Source organism: Lapidilactobacillus luobeiensis (assembly GCF_024345205.1).
Classification (GTDB): domain Bacteria; phylum Bacillota; class Bacilli; order Lactobacillales; family Lactobacillaceae; genus Lapidilactobacillus; species Lapidilactobacillus luobeiensis.
This window is the reverse complement of sequence record NZ_BROC01000029.1, coordinates 1-15,362: the sequence shown is the minus strand read 5'-3', so window position 1 is coordinate 15,362 and position 15,362 is coordinate 1. Positions and strand designations below refer to the sequence as shown.

Sequence of the window (15,362 nt, the reverse complement as noted above, 5' to 3'; positions counted from 1 at the left end):
AGATGAGGGTACTACTGTTTGAAGGGAGACGCTGTGGCGTCTCTTTTGTTTTCTGCGCTTTTATTGGCGTGTTGCGCATTAGGGCAAGTGTTCTGTGCTGAGTTCAGTCAGTCTTCGTTGCGGTCAAGTCACGCGACTTCGACTGATATTTTTGGAAAAATTAGCGTGAATGGGTCACAGTCCGCCTTTTTTGCGGTAGAATGAAGATGTACGGATTTCATCAATGATATCATGATAAATAAGTGAGGGAGTTTTTGTATGGCAAAGGAACTTGTCTTCGGACACCAAAATCCAGATACAGATGCGATCGCCGCAGCGATCTCATACGCTTATCTTGAAAAGCAATTAGGTTGGGATACAGAAGCAGTCGCTTTAGGCGAACCTAATGAAGAGACGGCTTACGCGCTGGCTCATTTTGATGTTAAGGCGCCTCGAGTGATCAAAACAGCGGCTAATGAGGTTGCAGCCGTGATGTTAGTCGATCATAATGAACCTCAACAAAGTGTTAGTGACATTGCTGCTGTCCGGGTCTCCCATGTGGTCGACCACCATCGGATCAGCAATTTCAATACGGCTGAGCCTTTGTATTATCGTGCCGAGCCAGTTGGCTGTACGAGCACGATCTTGTGGGAAATGTATGACGAGGCTGAAATCACGATCCCTAAAGCGATCGCCGGCTTGATGTTATCAGCGATCATTTCTGATACGCTGTTATTCAAGTCACCAACAACAACTGAGCTTGATCGCCAGGCCGTTAAAGCATTGGCTAAAATCGCCGCTGTTGATTATGAAACATATGGATTGGCTATGTTGAAGGCTGGTACCGATCTTTCTAGCAAAACTGAGGCTGAATTGATCGATCTTGATGCTAAAAGTTTTGAGATGAATGGCAATGCTGTTCGGGTCGCTCAGATCAATACGATCGATCTGGCAAGCGTTTTGGCTCGACAAGCGGCCTTGGCACAAGCAATCAACGCGGAGATCAGCAAGAATGACTATGCCTTGTTCGTGGTGATCATTACTAATATCTTGACCAGCGATTCGCAAGTTTTGGCCTACGGTGCTGAGCAGGGCTTGGCAGCATTTGAAAAGGCCTTTGATAAAAAATTGGTGGATCATGTCGTTGAATTACCAGGCGTTGTTTCTCGCAAAAAGCAAGTTGTCCCACCATTGACAGCCGCTTTTTAGCAAATGGTCCCAAGGTGCTTTCGTATTAGCTGATAGTTGTTAAAAAAGGAGTCGCGGATCTTAAGGTTCGCGCTCTTTTTGTCTGGGAAAAGAGTTTGGTTGAAGCTAAAGTGATTGCTCACACCGATTTTGGTATTTTAATTTAGACTAAAAATTGTTAGAATGAATAGTTAAGGATAGCTTATTTAGCGTTGTCAAATGATCAGTTAAGTTAAAATTGATCGTTGATCTGTCACGGAGCACTACTCAAGGATCAATTGACTGATCGATCAGCAGATCGAACGATCATCGACTGAGCATTTTTTAGAAGATCAATATACAGTATGAAAATATTAGGACAAATACCGAGCGTGCTACTTGATGTCGAATATCAACGTTAGTAGGCATTGCTTAGTGTCCTGGGAGGTTGACTCATGATCAACGAACTATTGGTGCCAACAATGGCTGAGATCACTACGATCGCCGATATTTGGTTACAGGGCAATTTGGATGCTCATCATTTCATCGCGGCCGACTATTGGCAAGAGAATCTTATCAATGTGCGTGAGCAATTACCACAGGCACGACTTTTTGTGGCCCGTGAAGCAGCCACAGAACCGATCATTGGTTTTTTAGGGTTGATCGAAACGGAGATCGCCGGTCTGTTTATTAATTCAGAGCATCGCCATCAAGGGTGGGGCCAACGTTTGGTGACAGAAGTGAAGGCAGAAGTTCCACAATTAACTTTGTATGCTTACGAGGCCAACGCCAGCGCGATCAATTTCTATCTGCGCCAGAATTTTGTTGTTTGCAAGCATCAAATCGATCAGGCCACCGGTTTTCCTGAATTATCCATGACTTGGCAGCGTGAGCTTAGTGCGTGAAGGTCAAATCAATCCTGAACGCGCTACCAGCGCCACCATGTCAGCCGTAATAACTGTAATAAGTAATAAACTGTAATAAATTGGTAAACAAATAAGTGATAAGTAATGACTAGTAAGAATGAGTTAAGTAAGGAAATGACATAATGAAGCATAAAATCGCGATCTTATCGGATGTTCATGGGAATGTTCAAGCGCTAGAAGCGGTCTTGGCGGCAGCTCAGGCCGAAAAAGCAACGGAATACTGGTTTTTGGGTGATCTATTGATGCCGGGCCCCGGGACCAATAGATTGTTTGAATTATTGAATCAAGTTCATCTAACCGCTTTTTTACGAGGTAATTGGGATAATTTCGTTGCTGAGATCAGTCAAAAAGGCCCCGATTTTGTTGATTTGAGCAATACCCAGGATGTTTATGTAACGAATCTGGTCCAGTACGTTTGGCGTGATCTGCGGCCGGAATATTTCCGACAGTTGATGGCGGCGCCGATCAGTACGACCTTAACGCGCAATGGCTTAACGATCGCGCTGAGTCATAATTTACCGCAGATCAATTACGGTCATCAGTTGTTGCCTTATCAACAGCAAGATCAGTTTGATGAGCTTTTGACGCAGGCTCAGAAAAAGGCTGGCAAGGCTGTGGATCTTGCGATCTATGGTCATGTTCATCATCAGTTACTTCGAACCAGCAGTCAGGATCAATTGGTGATCAATCCTGGGGCCATCGGGCAACCTTATAGTGGGTGGCAGCCTTTATTTCAGGAACATCGTGCGCAATTCGCGCTTTTGAACATCGATGACCTCGGTTTTGCCGGTGTCGATTTTCGCCGTGTGGCCTATGATGTTGATCTGGAGTTGGCTAACGCGCGTCAGGCTGAGTTGCCATATTTTGAACTTTACCGAAAAGTTTGTCTGACGGGATTTTCTAGCACGCATGACCCGGTGGCTTTAAATGCGTGCAATCAAGAGACACCGTATGTGGCGCGGGCACGCGCTTATTTACAGGACATCGCAGTCAAACGTGAGCGACAAGGCAGGCCAGATCAAGATCAGCCTTTTTCAGAAAATAACTAAGTGACCCAGTGGCTGATGCAGGTTGATGGGAGTGGTTTTTTGCCAGATCAGGAACAGAATAAGAAAAAAATTCACATACGCCCATACCAAGATACAGATGAGCCAGCAGTCTTGGCCATGATCCGCCGGACGATCCTTGAAATCAAGGTTACGGACTATACGTTAAGCGCAGCGGCGCGCTTGGGCCAGCTTTTCTGATGCGACTTGGCGTACAACTGTGGCTAAAATGACTGCCTTGGTTGCGGTGACGGCGGCTGATCAGGTCGTAGGCTTTGCAGCAATGACTATAACTGGCTATTTGGACTATCTTTATGTTGCTACCAAATTTCAGAGACAAGGTATTGCAGCGGCGCTGTTAGACATATTGGAGCGGCGAATACCGGTGACCAGATGGACGACCGCAGCATCGATCACGGCACGGCCATTTTTTGAAGCCCATGGATACCGATCGGTACGGCGTAATCAAGTGCAGCGGCATTCTGAAAACCTGATCAACTTTACCTTGATCAAGCAAAACAAGCTGATCGACAATTTAACAAAATATGATTTAGATGAAACCACTTAGTCGTCAGAGCAGCTGAGTGGTTTTTACTTTAGGGACGAAGATCGAGGTTATGTTTCGATTTTATTGTTTGTTGTTGATAGTTGATGTTTGGTTAGAAGTTGATTTAACTTAATCTGAATGACTGAGTTGTTGATAGTTGAAATTGACTATGGGGATCAAGAAGCAACATTATATTATTAATTAGGCTTCTGGTAGCGTCTGATTAACCTCTGACGTAACTTCCGATAATATATATTATGTTAACTTAGGCTTATCGAATGGCTCAGTCAGTTCGCGCTACCTAACCTACCCACCCATATCTGACCATTCTCGAGATTGTCCTGCAAACGACTATGCGAAACCGAGAAGAAAATTTTAGCGCCGGCTGGGAAGATCTAACCGAATTACTTGAACGTTTAATCTGGACGCAAAAAATGACAAGAAGAAAATCTGCTACTGCGAAGGATTTTCTCTTTGTCATTTTATTTATCCTTATTATTGCTTTACTCGAAGACTGCCCCATGAAATAGCTAACCGCAGCGGAACTCGTATCATCACTTCGGTACTCAGCACTTGAGGTTCCGCACCTCATCAGTTTGCGAAAGTTTGCGAAATCAGTTCGCGAACTGTGCACCCCAGGCCTGTGGATCTTGGCGCCATTGCTGCAGGATCTCGCGGTCTTGAGCGCTGATATACCCTTGAGCGACGGCGGTCTCGATCAAGCTGGTGTAGTTGGTCAAGGTGGTGCACGGCAGGTCCGCGCTGACAAAATTAGCCTGGCCCACTGGCAGTTGATAGCTAAAGATCCCAACCACGCCTAAGACTTGCGCGCCTTCACGTTGGGTGGCTTGGACGGCCTGGAGGACACTGCCACCAGTTGAAATCAAATCGTCGATCACGACAACTTTGCTATTGCTGGCTAGATGACCTTCGATTTGGCGACCCTGACCGTGATCTTTGGGTTGAGATCGAATGTAGATCAAGGGTAGATCCAACAAGCTAGCGACGATCGCGGCATGGGGAATGCCCGCTGTCGCGGTGCCGGCAATCACATCGACTTGCGGATAAAGTTGCTGAATCGTCGTGGCGAGGCCTTGGGCGATTCGTTGCCGAATGGCGGGATAACTGATCGTTAGCCGATTATCGGTGTAGATCGGACTTTTCAAGCCACTGGCCCAGGTAAACGGTTGTTGCGGACTAAGTGTGACTGCTTTGATGTGTAGAAGGTCAGCGGCGATCTGGTGCGCCAGCACTTGACTGTCAGCGGCCGCGCCACCAGTTGTAGCGGAAGTGACCGAAGTAGCGGCTGCGTTATTGGTCTGATTGGTATTGATCTGATCGGTGCTCGAAGTGGTTGCGGTTTGCTTGTTACTCATCTGGTTACTCGCTTTACTCGTTTGATTTTTCGCTTGATTGATTGAGACCATGATTGGCTTCCTCCCAAAGTTGTTTGATTTGGTGATAGATGCTAACGGGATCGGCGGCTGCGGTGATCGGGCGCCCGACGACCAGTTGACTACTCCCCTGCGCAGCGGCCGCTTCCGGGGTCATGATCCGTTTCTGATCATCACTGCCGGCCTGGTGCGTAGCCAAGCGGATCCCCGGTGTGACCCGGAGAAATTCAGGGCCGGTGATCTGGGCCAACATGCTGGCCTCTTGCGCGGAACAAACGACGCCGGCTAACCAAGCCTTTTGTGCTAGGCGGGCATAATGACTGACGCTGGTAGTCAGCGTGGCATTGACCAATTGCTCGGACTGCATCTGTTGCTCGCTGGTCGAAGTCAATTGGGTGATCGCCAATAATTTTGGTACCGGCTGACCGGCGGCGGTGCCATCTTCCAAACCCGTCCGCGCCGCCAGCATCATCTCGCTGCCCCCCGCCGCGTGAACGTCGGTATAGCGGACCCCTAAGCCGGCGATCACGCGCATCGCCCGTTCCACGGTGTGAGGAATATCATGTAATTTGAGATCAAGGAAGACATCGTGGCCTTGCTCGATCAACTGTTCGACGATCACCGGACCAGCGCTGTAATACAATTCCATGCCGACTTTGACGAAAAGGTGTTCATCTTGGGGGAATTTTTTTAGAAAACGTAAGGTCGCTGTTTTACTGGGGAAATCAAGGGCAATGATCGGTCGCCTTGAATCACTTGGATCAATCGTTGGTTTCATCTGACTACCGCCGTTTCTTGGATCAGTTGTTGAATACTACTGATCTGATATTGGTCGAGCACTTGAGGCAATTCATTAATGATCCGGGGACAAGCTTGAGGATCAGCGAAGTTGGCGGTCCCCACCGCCACGGCGCTGGCACCGGCCATGATCAATTCTAAGGCGTCACTGGCGGTCATCACCCCGCCCATGCCAATGATCGGCAGATCGGTGACTTGATGGACCTGGTGGATCAAGCGAACGGCCACTGGCTTGATGGCGGGACCGGACAAGCCCCCGGTGCCATTAGCTAGGATTGGTTGGCGGGTCCGTAGATCCAGCCGCATACCCACCAAGGTGTTGATCATGGTCAAGCCATCCGCCCCTGCCGCGGCTACTGCCAGGGCAATCGGACGAATATCGGTGACATTCGGTGAAAGTTTGACGTATAGCGGAACTTGACTGACGGCGCGACACGACGCGGTCAAGGCGGCGGCCGTTTTAGGATCCGTGCCAAATTCTAGTCCGCCGTGGGCCACATTGGGACAGGAAATATTTAATTCGATGGCTTTCACATTAGGCGCTTGACTGATTCGTTGGCAAACCGTCACATAATCGGCTTCGGTTGTGCCCGCGACATTGGCAATGATCGGTAGGTCCGGGAAATTAGCTGCCAACCAAGGCAACTTCTCGGCCATGATCACCTCAAGTCCCGGGTTCTGCAGCCCGATCGCGTTTAGCATACCGCTAGTCGTTTCAGCAACGCGCGGGGTCGGATTGCCTAACCGCGGTTCATTGGTCGCCGCCTTGATCATGATTGCGCCCAACTGGTTCAAATCGTACAGTTGAGCGTAATGTTGACCAAAGCCGAAGCAGCCGCTGGCAGGCAGGATCGGATTTTTCAGATCAAGGCCAGGTAAATGGACGGCTAAACGGTCAGCCGACGCTAGGTGGTGGGCATGTTGCTCTTTGGTTGCCTGATGATCATGATTGCTTGTTGTCATAGTTTGACCTCCCCGGTGGCAAAAACAGGACCCTCATCGCAGACTTTATAAACGGCCGTGGTCACCGCATCTGAGGCCGCGGGCACCACGCAGGCGTAACATTCGCCGACCCCGCAGGCCATCCGACTTTCTAAAGAAATGTATGCGTGGGGATGTTCACGATAACGGTTGTTGACCGCCATCAGCAGGCCGGTGGGGCCACAGGCGTAAATCGCCGCGAAACGTGTCTGGGCGTCCGCAAATTGCGCGTCCAACAGTAACCCTAAATGCCCGCAAAAACCAAGACTACCATCATTGGTAGCACAGGCCAGATCACCTAAGGCCGCGAATTCGGCTTGATAAAAGAATTGTGACTTGGTCACAAAGCCCAAGGCGCTGGTGATTTGGATCCCCTGTTGGTGGAGTTGCCGGCCTAACGCGTAAAGTGGCGGGATTCCTGTTCCCCCACCGATCAAGAGCGCTTGCTCCCCTGCTTGGAGAAAGTCACTAGGGAAGCCATGGCCCAAGGGACCCAAGACCGCCAATTTTTCACCGGGCCGGGCCTGACTCAGCGCGGCGGTGCCGGCGCCGATCGTTTTGTAGAGTAAGGTCAACTGACCTTGGGCGGGATCTAAGGCGGCCACCCCAAACGGGCGCCGCAAGAGTAGCCGGGGATCAGGGACTTGCACTTCGACAAATTGCCCCGGGGTCCAAGGCAAGCGTGCCATCGCCCCAGCCAAAACTAATTCATAGACATCGTCGGTCAATTGTTGCTGGCGGACGATCGTCATTTGTTCTTGGATCATCGCACTGTTCCTCCTAACGGATTGGTGGTAAACGTCCGTGATTCTAAGACGCGTAAAATCGCCGCGGCGGTATCAAGCGCAGTAAAGAGCGGCACATTGTGTTCGGTGGCCGTTTGCCGGATCTGAAAACCATCAGAAGCGGCATCTTGATCACGATTCAAGGTATTGATGACCACTTGGATCTTTCCTGCCCGTAACTGGTCGAGGATGTTGGGCGCCGTGGTTACGGGTAACTTGGCCACTGTTTGCCCGTTGATCCCGGCCTTCTGGAAATAGGCGGCGGTACCAGCGGTAGCCATGATTTGATAGCCCAACTCACGAAAACGGCGGGCCAGTTGACTGGCTTCGGCCTTATCTTCGTCGGCCACGGTGAACAAGATCGTGCCATACTCAGGTAACACCAATTTGGCGGCGGTGAAAGCCTTGAAGAGCGCCTTTTCTAAGGTAGTATCGGTGCCCATGACCTCGCCGGTTGATTTCATTTCCGGGCCTAACAGACTATCGACATTGTGCAGTTTACTGAAGGAGAAGACCGGCGCCTTGACGTGGATCAAGGGACCTTCAGGATACAGACCATCTTGGTAACCGAGTTCTGCCAAGCTGGCGCCTAAAATTACCCTAGTGGCGACGCGGGCCATGGGGATCCCGGTAACTTTACTGAGGAAAGGCACGGTACGGCTGGCCCGGGGATTGACCTCGATCACGTAGACTTGCTGATCATGGACGATAAACTGAATATTCATCAAGCCGACACAGTTCAGCGCTAGCGCTAATTGCCGGGCGGCGGCAACGATTTTGGCCTTGATGGCGGGACTGAAGGAAGGCGCGGGATATACCGCCATTGAGTCGCCGGAATGGACCCCGGCCCGCTCAATGTGTTCCATGATCCCAGGCAGTAAAACTTGCTGGCCATCTGAGATCACGTCAACTTCGCATTCCTTACCCACCAAATAATGGTCGATCAAAACCGGATGTTCGTGGGAAACTTGGACAGCGTCATGAATGTAGCGCTCAAGTTCATTGGGATTGGCGATGATTTTCATCGCCCGCCCGCCGAGCACGTAACTTGGTCGGATCAAAACGGGATAACCCACCCGTTCAGCAACGGCTAACGCAGCTGGCGCGGTGGTGGCGGTGTCGCCTAGTGGTTGGGGGATCCCCAGTGCTTGGATCACCTGCTCGAATTCATCTCGATCCTCCGCCCGGTTCAAATCGGCCAGCTCGGTTCCTAAAATTTTGACCCCTGCCGCTGCTAAAGGCGCCGCCAAATTGATCGCGGTCTGACCCCCGAATTGGACGATCACGCCCAAAGGTTGTTCCAGGTCAATGACATTCAGCACATCTTCCAAGGTCAAAGGCTCGAAATACAGCTTATCTGAAATCGAGAAATCCGTGGAGATCGTTTCCGGATTATTATTGATGATGATCGCCTCGTAACCAGCAGCCTGGATCGCCTGAACGCAATGAACAGTCGCGTAATCGAATTCAATCCCTTGGCCAATACGGATCGGACCCGCGCCTAAAACCAAGACAGCCGGTTTGCCACTGGGCTGGCTTTCATTCTCATGTTCATAACTGCTGTAAAAATAAGGCGTTTGCGAGCTGAATTCCGCCGCGCATGTATCGACCATTTTGTAAACTGGGGTTAGGCCTAGGGCTTGCCGCTGTTGGCGGATCGCCAGCGCCGTTGTTTGCCAAAGCCTGGCGATCGTCTCATCGCTGAAACCATTGCGTTTAGCTTGCCGTAAAACTGCTTGATCTTGGGGATGGGCCGCCAGCGCTTGTTCCAGCTCAATGATGTGTTGGACCTTATCCAAGAAGAACAGATCGATTTTGGTCAACTCCTGCAATTCCGTTAGGTCATAACCTCGGCGCAAAGCCAAGGCCAGATAGAACAAGCGATCATCTTGGGGATGGATCAATTGGTCGCTTAATTGTTGGTCACTGACTTGAGCCAGTTCAGGCAGTTCCAAATGATGGGTACCGATTTCCAGCGAACGCACGGCCTTCAACAAGGATTCCTCGAAATTTCGCCCGATGGCCATGACTTCTCCGGTGGCCTTCATTTGGGTGCCTAAACGGCGTTCACCTTGGGCGAATTTGTCAAACGGCCAACGGGGGATTTTCGTCACCACATAATCCAAGGTCGGTTCAAATTCCGCCAAAGTCGTTCCGGTCACCGGATTGACGATCTCGTCTAGGGTCAGGCCGACCGCGATTTTGGCGGCGATTTTGGCGATGGGATAACCGGTGGCCTTGGACGCCAGCGCCGATGAACGCGAAACGCGGGGGTTGACCTCGATCACATAATATTGAAAGCTCTGAGGATCTAGCGCCAACTGAACGTTACAGCCACCTTCGATCTTCAAGGCGCGAATGATCTGCAAGGACGCGTCGCGCAACATTTGGTTCTCGCGATCGGTCAAGGTCTGCACTGGCGCGGTCACAATCGAATCCCCGGTGTGGATGCCGACTGGATCAACATTTTCCATGTTACAGATCACCAAGGCGTTGTCGGCGGCGTCGCGCATGACCTCATATTCGATTTCTTTGAAACCGGCGATGCTTTGCTCGATCAAGGCTTGGGTGATCGGCGAGAGGCTTAAAGCGTTGGCGCAGATCTCCACCAGTTCGGTTTGATTGGCGCAAAGTCCCCCACCAGTGCCCCCCATGGTAAAAGCGGGTCGGACGATCACGGGGTAGCCATTTTGTTGGGCGAATTCTAAAGCGGCCGCCACGGTTTGGACCGTTGTTGAGGCAGGGATCGGTTGCTGCAAGTCAGTCATCAATTGCTTGAACAATTCCCGATCCTCGGCCTGATTGATCGCGGTCAGTTTGGTACCCAGTAATTCGATCTGCAATTCGTCTAAAATCCCACTCTCCGCCAATTCCAGGGCGAGATTCAACCCCTGTTGGCCACCTAATGTGGGTAAGATCGCGTCAGGCAGTTCCTTGCGTAAAATCCGACTGACGAAAGGACAGGTCAAGGGTTCTAAGTAAACCTGGTCGGCGATCTCGGGGTCGGTCATGATCGTCGCTGGATTCGAGTTGACCAAGACGACCTGGTAGCCTGCTTCGCGCAGCGCTAAGCAGGCTTGGGTGCCGGAATAGTCGAATTCCGCGGCCTGACCAATAATGATCGGTCCGGAACCGAGGACCATGATTTTCTGGATATCTGTACGTTGAGGCATGAGGCAACTCCTTTTTTTCTGCTGATGGCATTTAACTGGGGCTTGGTTGGGCGACAGGCGACGGCGGATGATCACCGTCCGCCTACGCGTGACTCAAGCACGTTTCGTGGCCGTGATCATTTCGATGAACTCATCGAAGAGATGCGTGGCGTCGTGAGGACCGGGAGTGGCGTCCGGATGAAACTGAACGGAGAACGCGGAATAGCGGCGATGGCGAAGGCCTTCGATCGTTTGATCGTTTAATTCTTCGTGGGTCACCAGGAGATCGGTGCCAGCCAAGGAAGCGGGATCGACCGCAAAACCGTGATTTTGTGAGGTGAAGTCGATCCGACCGGTGGCGATTTCGCGGACAGGATGATTGCCGCCGCGATGTCCGAATTTCATTTTGAACGTGGTGGCGCCATTGGCCAGCGCAAACAGTTGGTGACCCAGACAGATGCCCATCAAAGGTATTTTACCTTGGATCCCGCGGATCAACGGCAAGGCGGCGGGAACATCTTGAGGATCTCCGGGGCCATTACTGAGCAACACGCCATCAGGAGCCAGCGCTAACAGCTCAGCGGCGGTGGTCGTCGCCGGTAAGACGATCACATCGCAATTCCGCGCGGCTAATTGGCGCAAGATGCTGTGCTTCAAACCGAAATCGATCACGGCGATATTGTAACCTTTACCAGGACTTGGATAGGCCTTGGTCGTGGCAACTTGGGCGACTTGATCATGAGTCAAGGGGGTCGCGCTGACCGCTTCAATCTGCGCCGGTGTGGGCAACTCGTCAACTAACCGCGCCTTGAGCGTCCCTGCTTGGCGAATCAGTTTAGTCAATTCGCGCGTATCCACCTCGCTGATCCCCGGAATCTCCTTTTGCCGGAGAAAATCTGCCAAGGTCTGGCGTTGGCGCCAATTACTGGCCAAGCGCGCCACCTCACGGACAACGACACCGGCGCAAGTGGGATCGATTGCTTCAGAATCGTCGCGGTTGATCCCACAATTCCCGATCAGTGGATAAGTAAACATGATCAGCTGACCGCAAAAGGAGGGATCGGTCAACGATTCTTGATAGCCGGTCATCCCGGTGGTGAACACCAACTCACCGGTAACCGCGGCCTGGGCTGCCCCGAAAGCCACGCCGGTGAAGACTTGCCCCGTTTCTAAAACCAAATAACGTGCGGTCATCTTTGGACCTCCTGACGTTGATAGACAAATTGCCCGGCCACCATGGTCGCGACTGTGTGGCCAGCAACGGTCCAGCCAATGAAAGGTGAATTTTGACCTTTGGAGGCAAAGGTCTGAGCCGTGATTGGCGCAGTGTGATCCAGGTCGAAAAGGGCCAGATCAGCGGGACCACCAACAACTAAACGGCCAACCTGATTGAGTTGGAACAGCGCTGCGGGTCGTTGGCTAAGCCAGTTCAACAATTGGGCCAAGGTAAAGACCCCGGTTTGGACGAATTTCGTATACAACAACGCGAAGGCTGTTTCACTGCCAACAATCCCGAAAGGCGCTTGGCGAAAGCCTTGATCTTTTTCGGCCTGGCTATGAGGCGCGTGGTCGGTGGCGATGCAGTCGATCGTTCCGTCTAATAGCCCCGCGATCATGGCTTGGCGGTCGGATTCGGTGCGTAGCGGCGGGTTCATTTTGTAATTGGCGTCATCACCGGGAATGTCTTGGTCGGCTAGGAGCAGATGGTGGGGACTGACCTCACAAGTGACCTGAACCCCCGCGGCTTTGGCCTGGCGGATCAAGTTCAGTTCCGCGGCGGTGGCCACATGGCAGACATGGTAATGGACCCCGGTCGCTTGGGCCAAAACTAAATCCCGCGCCAATTGGGCCGTTTGGACGACCTCTAGTAAACCTGGCAGTCCTAATTCCTGAGCTTTGGCCCCGGCGTTGAGGACCCCACCATGGCGCAGGCTGTCATCTTCCACGTGAGCGGCCACCGGCTTATTCACCGCTTTGGCGGCCAACATCGCCCGATACATGGTATCAGCGGTTTGGATCCCGGAGCCATCATTGGAGAAAGCCAGCACCCCAGTAGCGGCGAGCCCTGCAAAATCCACCAACTGATCCCCACGGCGGTCGGTGGTCAAGGTGGCATATTGCCCGATGTGCACCACGCCCTCGGTCTGGTTACGTTGATTCATCACGGCCAGTTGCGCCGGTGTATCTGGCGCTGGGGTTAGATTCGGCATGGCGCCAATATAGGTGAAGCCACCCCGAGCCGCGGCCTGGCTACCAGTGGTGATCGTTTCTTTGTAGGTTTGACCAGGATCTCGCAGGTGCACGTGCAAGTCGACTAAGCCGGGACTGACCAAATGGTGCCCCGCGTCAAAAAGCTGCCCCCGAAAGTTAGCGGGGATCGGGATCTCGGTGGCCATGGCGGTGATTTTGCCCGCTTGGATCAGCAGTTCTTGTGGTTGCAGCTGGTTGCCGTCGGAATTGATCTGGGCGTTTTTGATCAGGATCGTGGTTGATTCAGAGCTGTTCGTCATTGCGTTACCCTCCTATTTGATTTGAATTTGATGCCATTGGCCTGCAAAACAGTTTCGATCATGGCCATGCGCACGTAAACGCCATTTTGCATTTGTTCGTAGTAGCGAGAATGGGGACTTTCCACCAGGCTGCTGGCCAGCTCCACATCGCGGTTGATCGGACCAGGATGCATAATGATCGCTTGGGGCTGTAATCGTTGCGCTCGCGCCACCGTCAGTCCATAAGCTTGATGATAGGCGGCCGCGCTGAAGGTCTGGTTTTCCGTTGCGCCCAAGCGCTCATGTTGGACCCGCAGCAACATGAGCACATCGACGGCGCCCACCAACTCATCCAACGGGCGATATTCCCCATAACGATCGAATTGCGTTTGGTACCATTGCGCCGGACCGGAGAAATAAATCTCGGCTCCCAGCGCTTGTAAAATTTCCATATTGGATCGAGCGACGCGTGAATGGGCGAGATCGCCGACGATCGCCACCTTTAAACCAGCGAAATGGCCAAACTCTTCGCGAATCGTCAACAAGTCCAGCAAACTTTGGGAGGGATGTTCGCCACTACCATCACCGGCGTTGATCAAGGCCACTGGCAGATGCGCTTGCCCCAGCAATTGTTGATAATAGGCGTTCTCGGGATGACGGATCACCAGCAGTTGTACGCCTAACGCTGCCATGGTCAGGCAGGTGTCATACAAGGTCTCCCCTTTCTGGACCGAGCTACTTTGCGGTGAAAACTCGATTGTTTTAAGCCCCAAGCGCTGTTCGGCGATGCTGAAGCTGGTGTGGGTCCGGGTGCTATTTTCGAAAAATAAATTGGCCGCGAAAGTTGGAACTTGAACTTGTGCCTGGGCGCCGGCTTTGAAAGCACTGGCCCGATCGAGTAATTGTGTCACCGCGGTTGTTGAGAAATCGGCCATTGAAGCAATGGCTTTTTGCTGATTTAGCTTAGATAAAAAGATCATACTGGTCACCTCATGATGGATTATTCAATGCTTTTTGGGTTATTTAGGCGTCTTGAACGTCTAGTTGGTTGCTTTTGGTGGACGGCCGTGTTGGGGCTGCTCGTCTGACGATGGGACTGGGGTTTTCCGCGCAAAATCAGCGCGGGTTTTCCTACAAAAAAACGGTCACCCCACTAGTTTCCCAGCAGAATGACCGTTCGGTAAGAGCCCGACGCGAAACCATTCTGCCTCTCTCTGGGGACAATTAAATCGTTACGGTTGGTGATTTATGAATTTTTTTGAATGTAGATGCCGTCGCGACCATCGTGTTCCATGACCGCAACTTTGATTTGTTCGTCTAACGATGTGGGAATATTTTTTCCGACAAAATCAGCGCGGATCGGCAATTCTCGATGGCCCCGGTCGACTAGTACCGCTAATGAAATTCGTTGCGGCCGTCCCTGACTAAGCAAGGCGTCCAAGGCCGCGCGGGCAGTCCGTCCGGTGAAAAGAACGTCGTCGATCAGCACCACATGCCGGTTTTCAATCGAGACGGGCAACGAGACCCCATGAACTTCGGGATCGTTAGGACCAGGTTGATGGTGATCATCGCGATAAAGCGTGATATCAAGCTCCCCCACCGGGACCTGCCGCCCTTCCAACTGAGTCAGGCGTTGGGCGATCCGCTGCGCCAGATAGATCCCCCGCGTTTTGATCCCGACTAAGACCAGATCATCAAGTTGGGCGTTTTGTTCGATGATCTCATAAGTGATTCGGGTCAGCGCTCGTTTCATGGTTACCCCATCAACAACTTCTTTTTCCATCTGGATCGGCTCCCTTTCCATAAAAAAATCCCCTGTCCAGTGGGCAGAGGAAGAATCCGTTTTGACACGGTTGTTGCCAAGTCTAGGCAGACTTGGGCACTTATTCCTTGCTAGCCTCACGGGACTATTTTAAAGGACTGACTGATTGCAACTAGCATAGCGAACAAATCCGCTGCTGTCAAGAAGTTTTTTTGCGTAGCGCCCTACGCAGGTGACTTTGATTGAGTTCATTTGGTCGAAAAGTAGGTTGGCCGCAGCTTGCGCTGCGAAATTCGGGGTGAGCTCGCTGTGGGCGTCACTTTGAGCTTCGCAAAA

General features: G+C 51.9%; 15 protein-coding genes. 5 read left to right on the top strand and 10 right to left on the bottom strand.

Annotated elements, in window-relative coordinates:
- Positions 1-258 precede the first annotated feature (258 nt).
- The 5 genes from OCU21_RS09295 to OCU21_RS09275 all read left to right on the top strand — a co-directional run bounded on the left by OCU21_RS09295 (position 259) and on the right by OCU21_RS09275 (position 3,686).
- The gene (locus OCU21_RS09295; protein WP_261807133.1) at positions 259-1,188 is read left to right on the top strand and encodes a manganese-dependent inorganic pyrophosphatase; all 930 of its coding nucleotides are present in this window, start codon (positions 259-261) and stop codon (positions 1,186-1,188) included.
- Positions 1,189-1,601: 413 nt separating this feature from the next.
- A complete protein-coding gene (locus OCU21_RS09290; RefSeq protein WP_261807132.1) occupies positions 1,602-2,051 on the top strand; it encodes a GNAT family N-acetyltransferase in 450 nt (149 codons plus the stop codon).
- A gap of 143 nt (positions 2,052-2,194) precedes the next feature.
- On the top strand, positions 2,195-3,121 hold the full coding sequence (locus OCU21_RS09285) for a metallophosphoesterase family protein (protein ID WP_261807131.1): 927 nt from the start codon (positions 2,195-2,197) through the stop codon (positions 3,119-3,121).
- A gap of 39 nt (positions 3,122-3,160) precedes the next feature.
- Complete coding sequence (locus tag OCU21_RS09280; protein ID WP_261807130.1) at positions 3,161-3,319, top strand: hypothetical protein; 159 nt, start codon at positions 3,161-3,163, stop codon at positions 3,317-3,319.
- A gap of 28 nt (positions 3,320-3,347) precedes the next feature.
- Positions 3,348-3,686 carry a GNAT family N-acetyltransferase gene (locus OCU21_RS09275; protein ID WP_373875484.1) on the top strand — a complete coding sequence of 113 codons (339 nt, stop codon included), beginning with the start codon at positions 3,348-3,350 and terminating at the stop codon, positions 3,684-3,686.
- A 593-nt stretch (positions 3,687-4,279) separates the two neighbouring features.
- On the opposite strand, the gene pyrE is transcribed toward OCU21_RS09275, so the two are convergent.
- The 10 genes from pyrE to OCU21_RS09225 form a co-directional block, all read right to left on the bottom strand.
- Complete coding sequence (gene pyrE / locus OCU21_RS09270; protein WP_261807155.1) at positions 4,280-4,915, bottom strand: orotate phosphoribosyltransferase; 636 nt, start codon at positions 4,913-4,915, stop codon at positions 4,280-4,282.
- 139 nt (positions 4,916-5,054) lie between these two features.
- On the bottom strand, positions 5,055-5,837 hold the full coding sequence (gene pyrF / locus OCU21_RS09265; RefSeq protein ID WP_261807129.1) for an orotidine-5'-phosphate decarboxylase: 783 nt from the start codon (positions 5,835-5,837) through the stop codon (positions 5,055-5,057).
- Positions 5,834-6,820: a dihydroorotate dehydrogenase gene (locus OCU21_RS09260; protein ID WP_261807128.1), complete on the bottom strand. Its 987-nt coding sequence runs from the start codon at positions 6,818-6,820 to the stop codon at positions 5,834-5,836. Before OCU21_RS09260 ends, pyrF begins: the two co-directional genes overlap by 4 nt.
- Positions 6,817-7,605 (bottom strand): dihydroorotate dehydrogenase electron transfer subunit, encoded by a 789-nt coding sequence (locus OCU21_RS09255; RefSeq protein WP_261807127.1) that lies wholly within the window; start codon positions 7,603-7,605, stop codon positions 6,817-6,819. The genes OCU21_RS09260 and OCU21_RS09255 overlap by 4 nt, the downstream gene beginning before the upstream one ends.
- The gene (carB, locus tag OCU21_RS09250; RefSeq protein ID WP_261807126.1) at positions 7,602-10,796 is read right to left on the bottom strand and encodes a carbamoyl-phosphate synthase large subunit; all 3,195 of its coding nucleotides are present in this window, start codon (positions 10,794-10,796) and stop codon (positions 7,602-7,604) included. Before carB ends, OCU21_RS09255 begins: the two co-directional genes overlap by 4 nt.
- A gap of 93 nt (positions 10,797-10,889) precedes the next feature.
- Entirely contained in the window at positions 10,890-11,969 is a 1,080-nt protein-coding gene (locus OCU21_RS09245) for a carbamoyl phosphate synthase small subunit (RefSeq protein WP_261807125.1), read from the bottom strand.
- Positions 11,966-13,285 carry a dihydroorotase gene (pyrC, locus tag OCU21_RS09240; RefSeq protein ID WP_261807124.1) on the bottom strand — a complete coding sequence of 440 codons (1,320 nt, stop codon included), beginning with the start codon at positions 13,283-13,285 and terminating at the stop codon, positions 11,966-11,968. Before pyrC ends, OCU21_RS09245 begins: the two co-directional genes overlap by 4 nt.
- Positions 13,282-14,244, bottom strand: coding sequence for an aspartate carbamoyltransferase catalytic subunit (locus OCU21_RS09235; RefSeq protein ID WP_373875483.1), 963 nt, complete (start codon positions 14,242-14,244; stop codon positions 13,282-13,284). Before OCU21_RS09235 ends, pyrC begins: the two co-directional genes overlap by 4 nt.
- 266 nt (positions 14,245-14,510) lie before the next feature.
- Positions 14,511-15,047: a bifunctional pyr operon transcriptional regulator/uracil phosphoribosyltransferase PyrR gene (pyrR, locus tag OCU21_RS09230; protein WP_373875482.1), complete on the bottom strand. Its 537-nt coding sequence runs from the start codon at positions 15,045-15,047 to the stop codon at positions 14,511-14,513.
- A gap of 129 nt (positions 15,048-15,176) precedes the next feature.
- Positions 15,177-15,362, bottom strand: a 186-nt coding sequence (locus OCU21_RS09225) for a hypothetical protein (RefSeq protein WP_261807123.1), incomplete at its 5' end; no start/stop codon positions are given.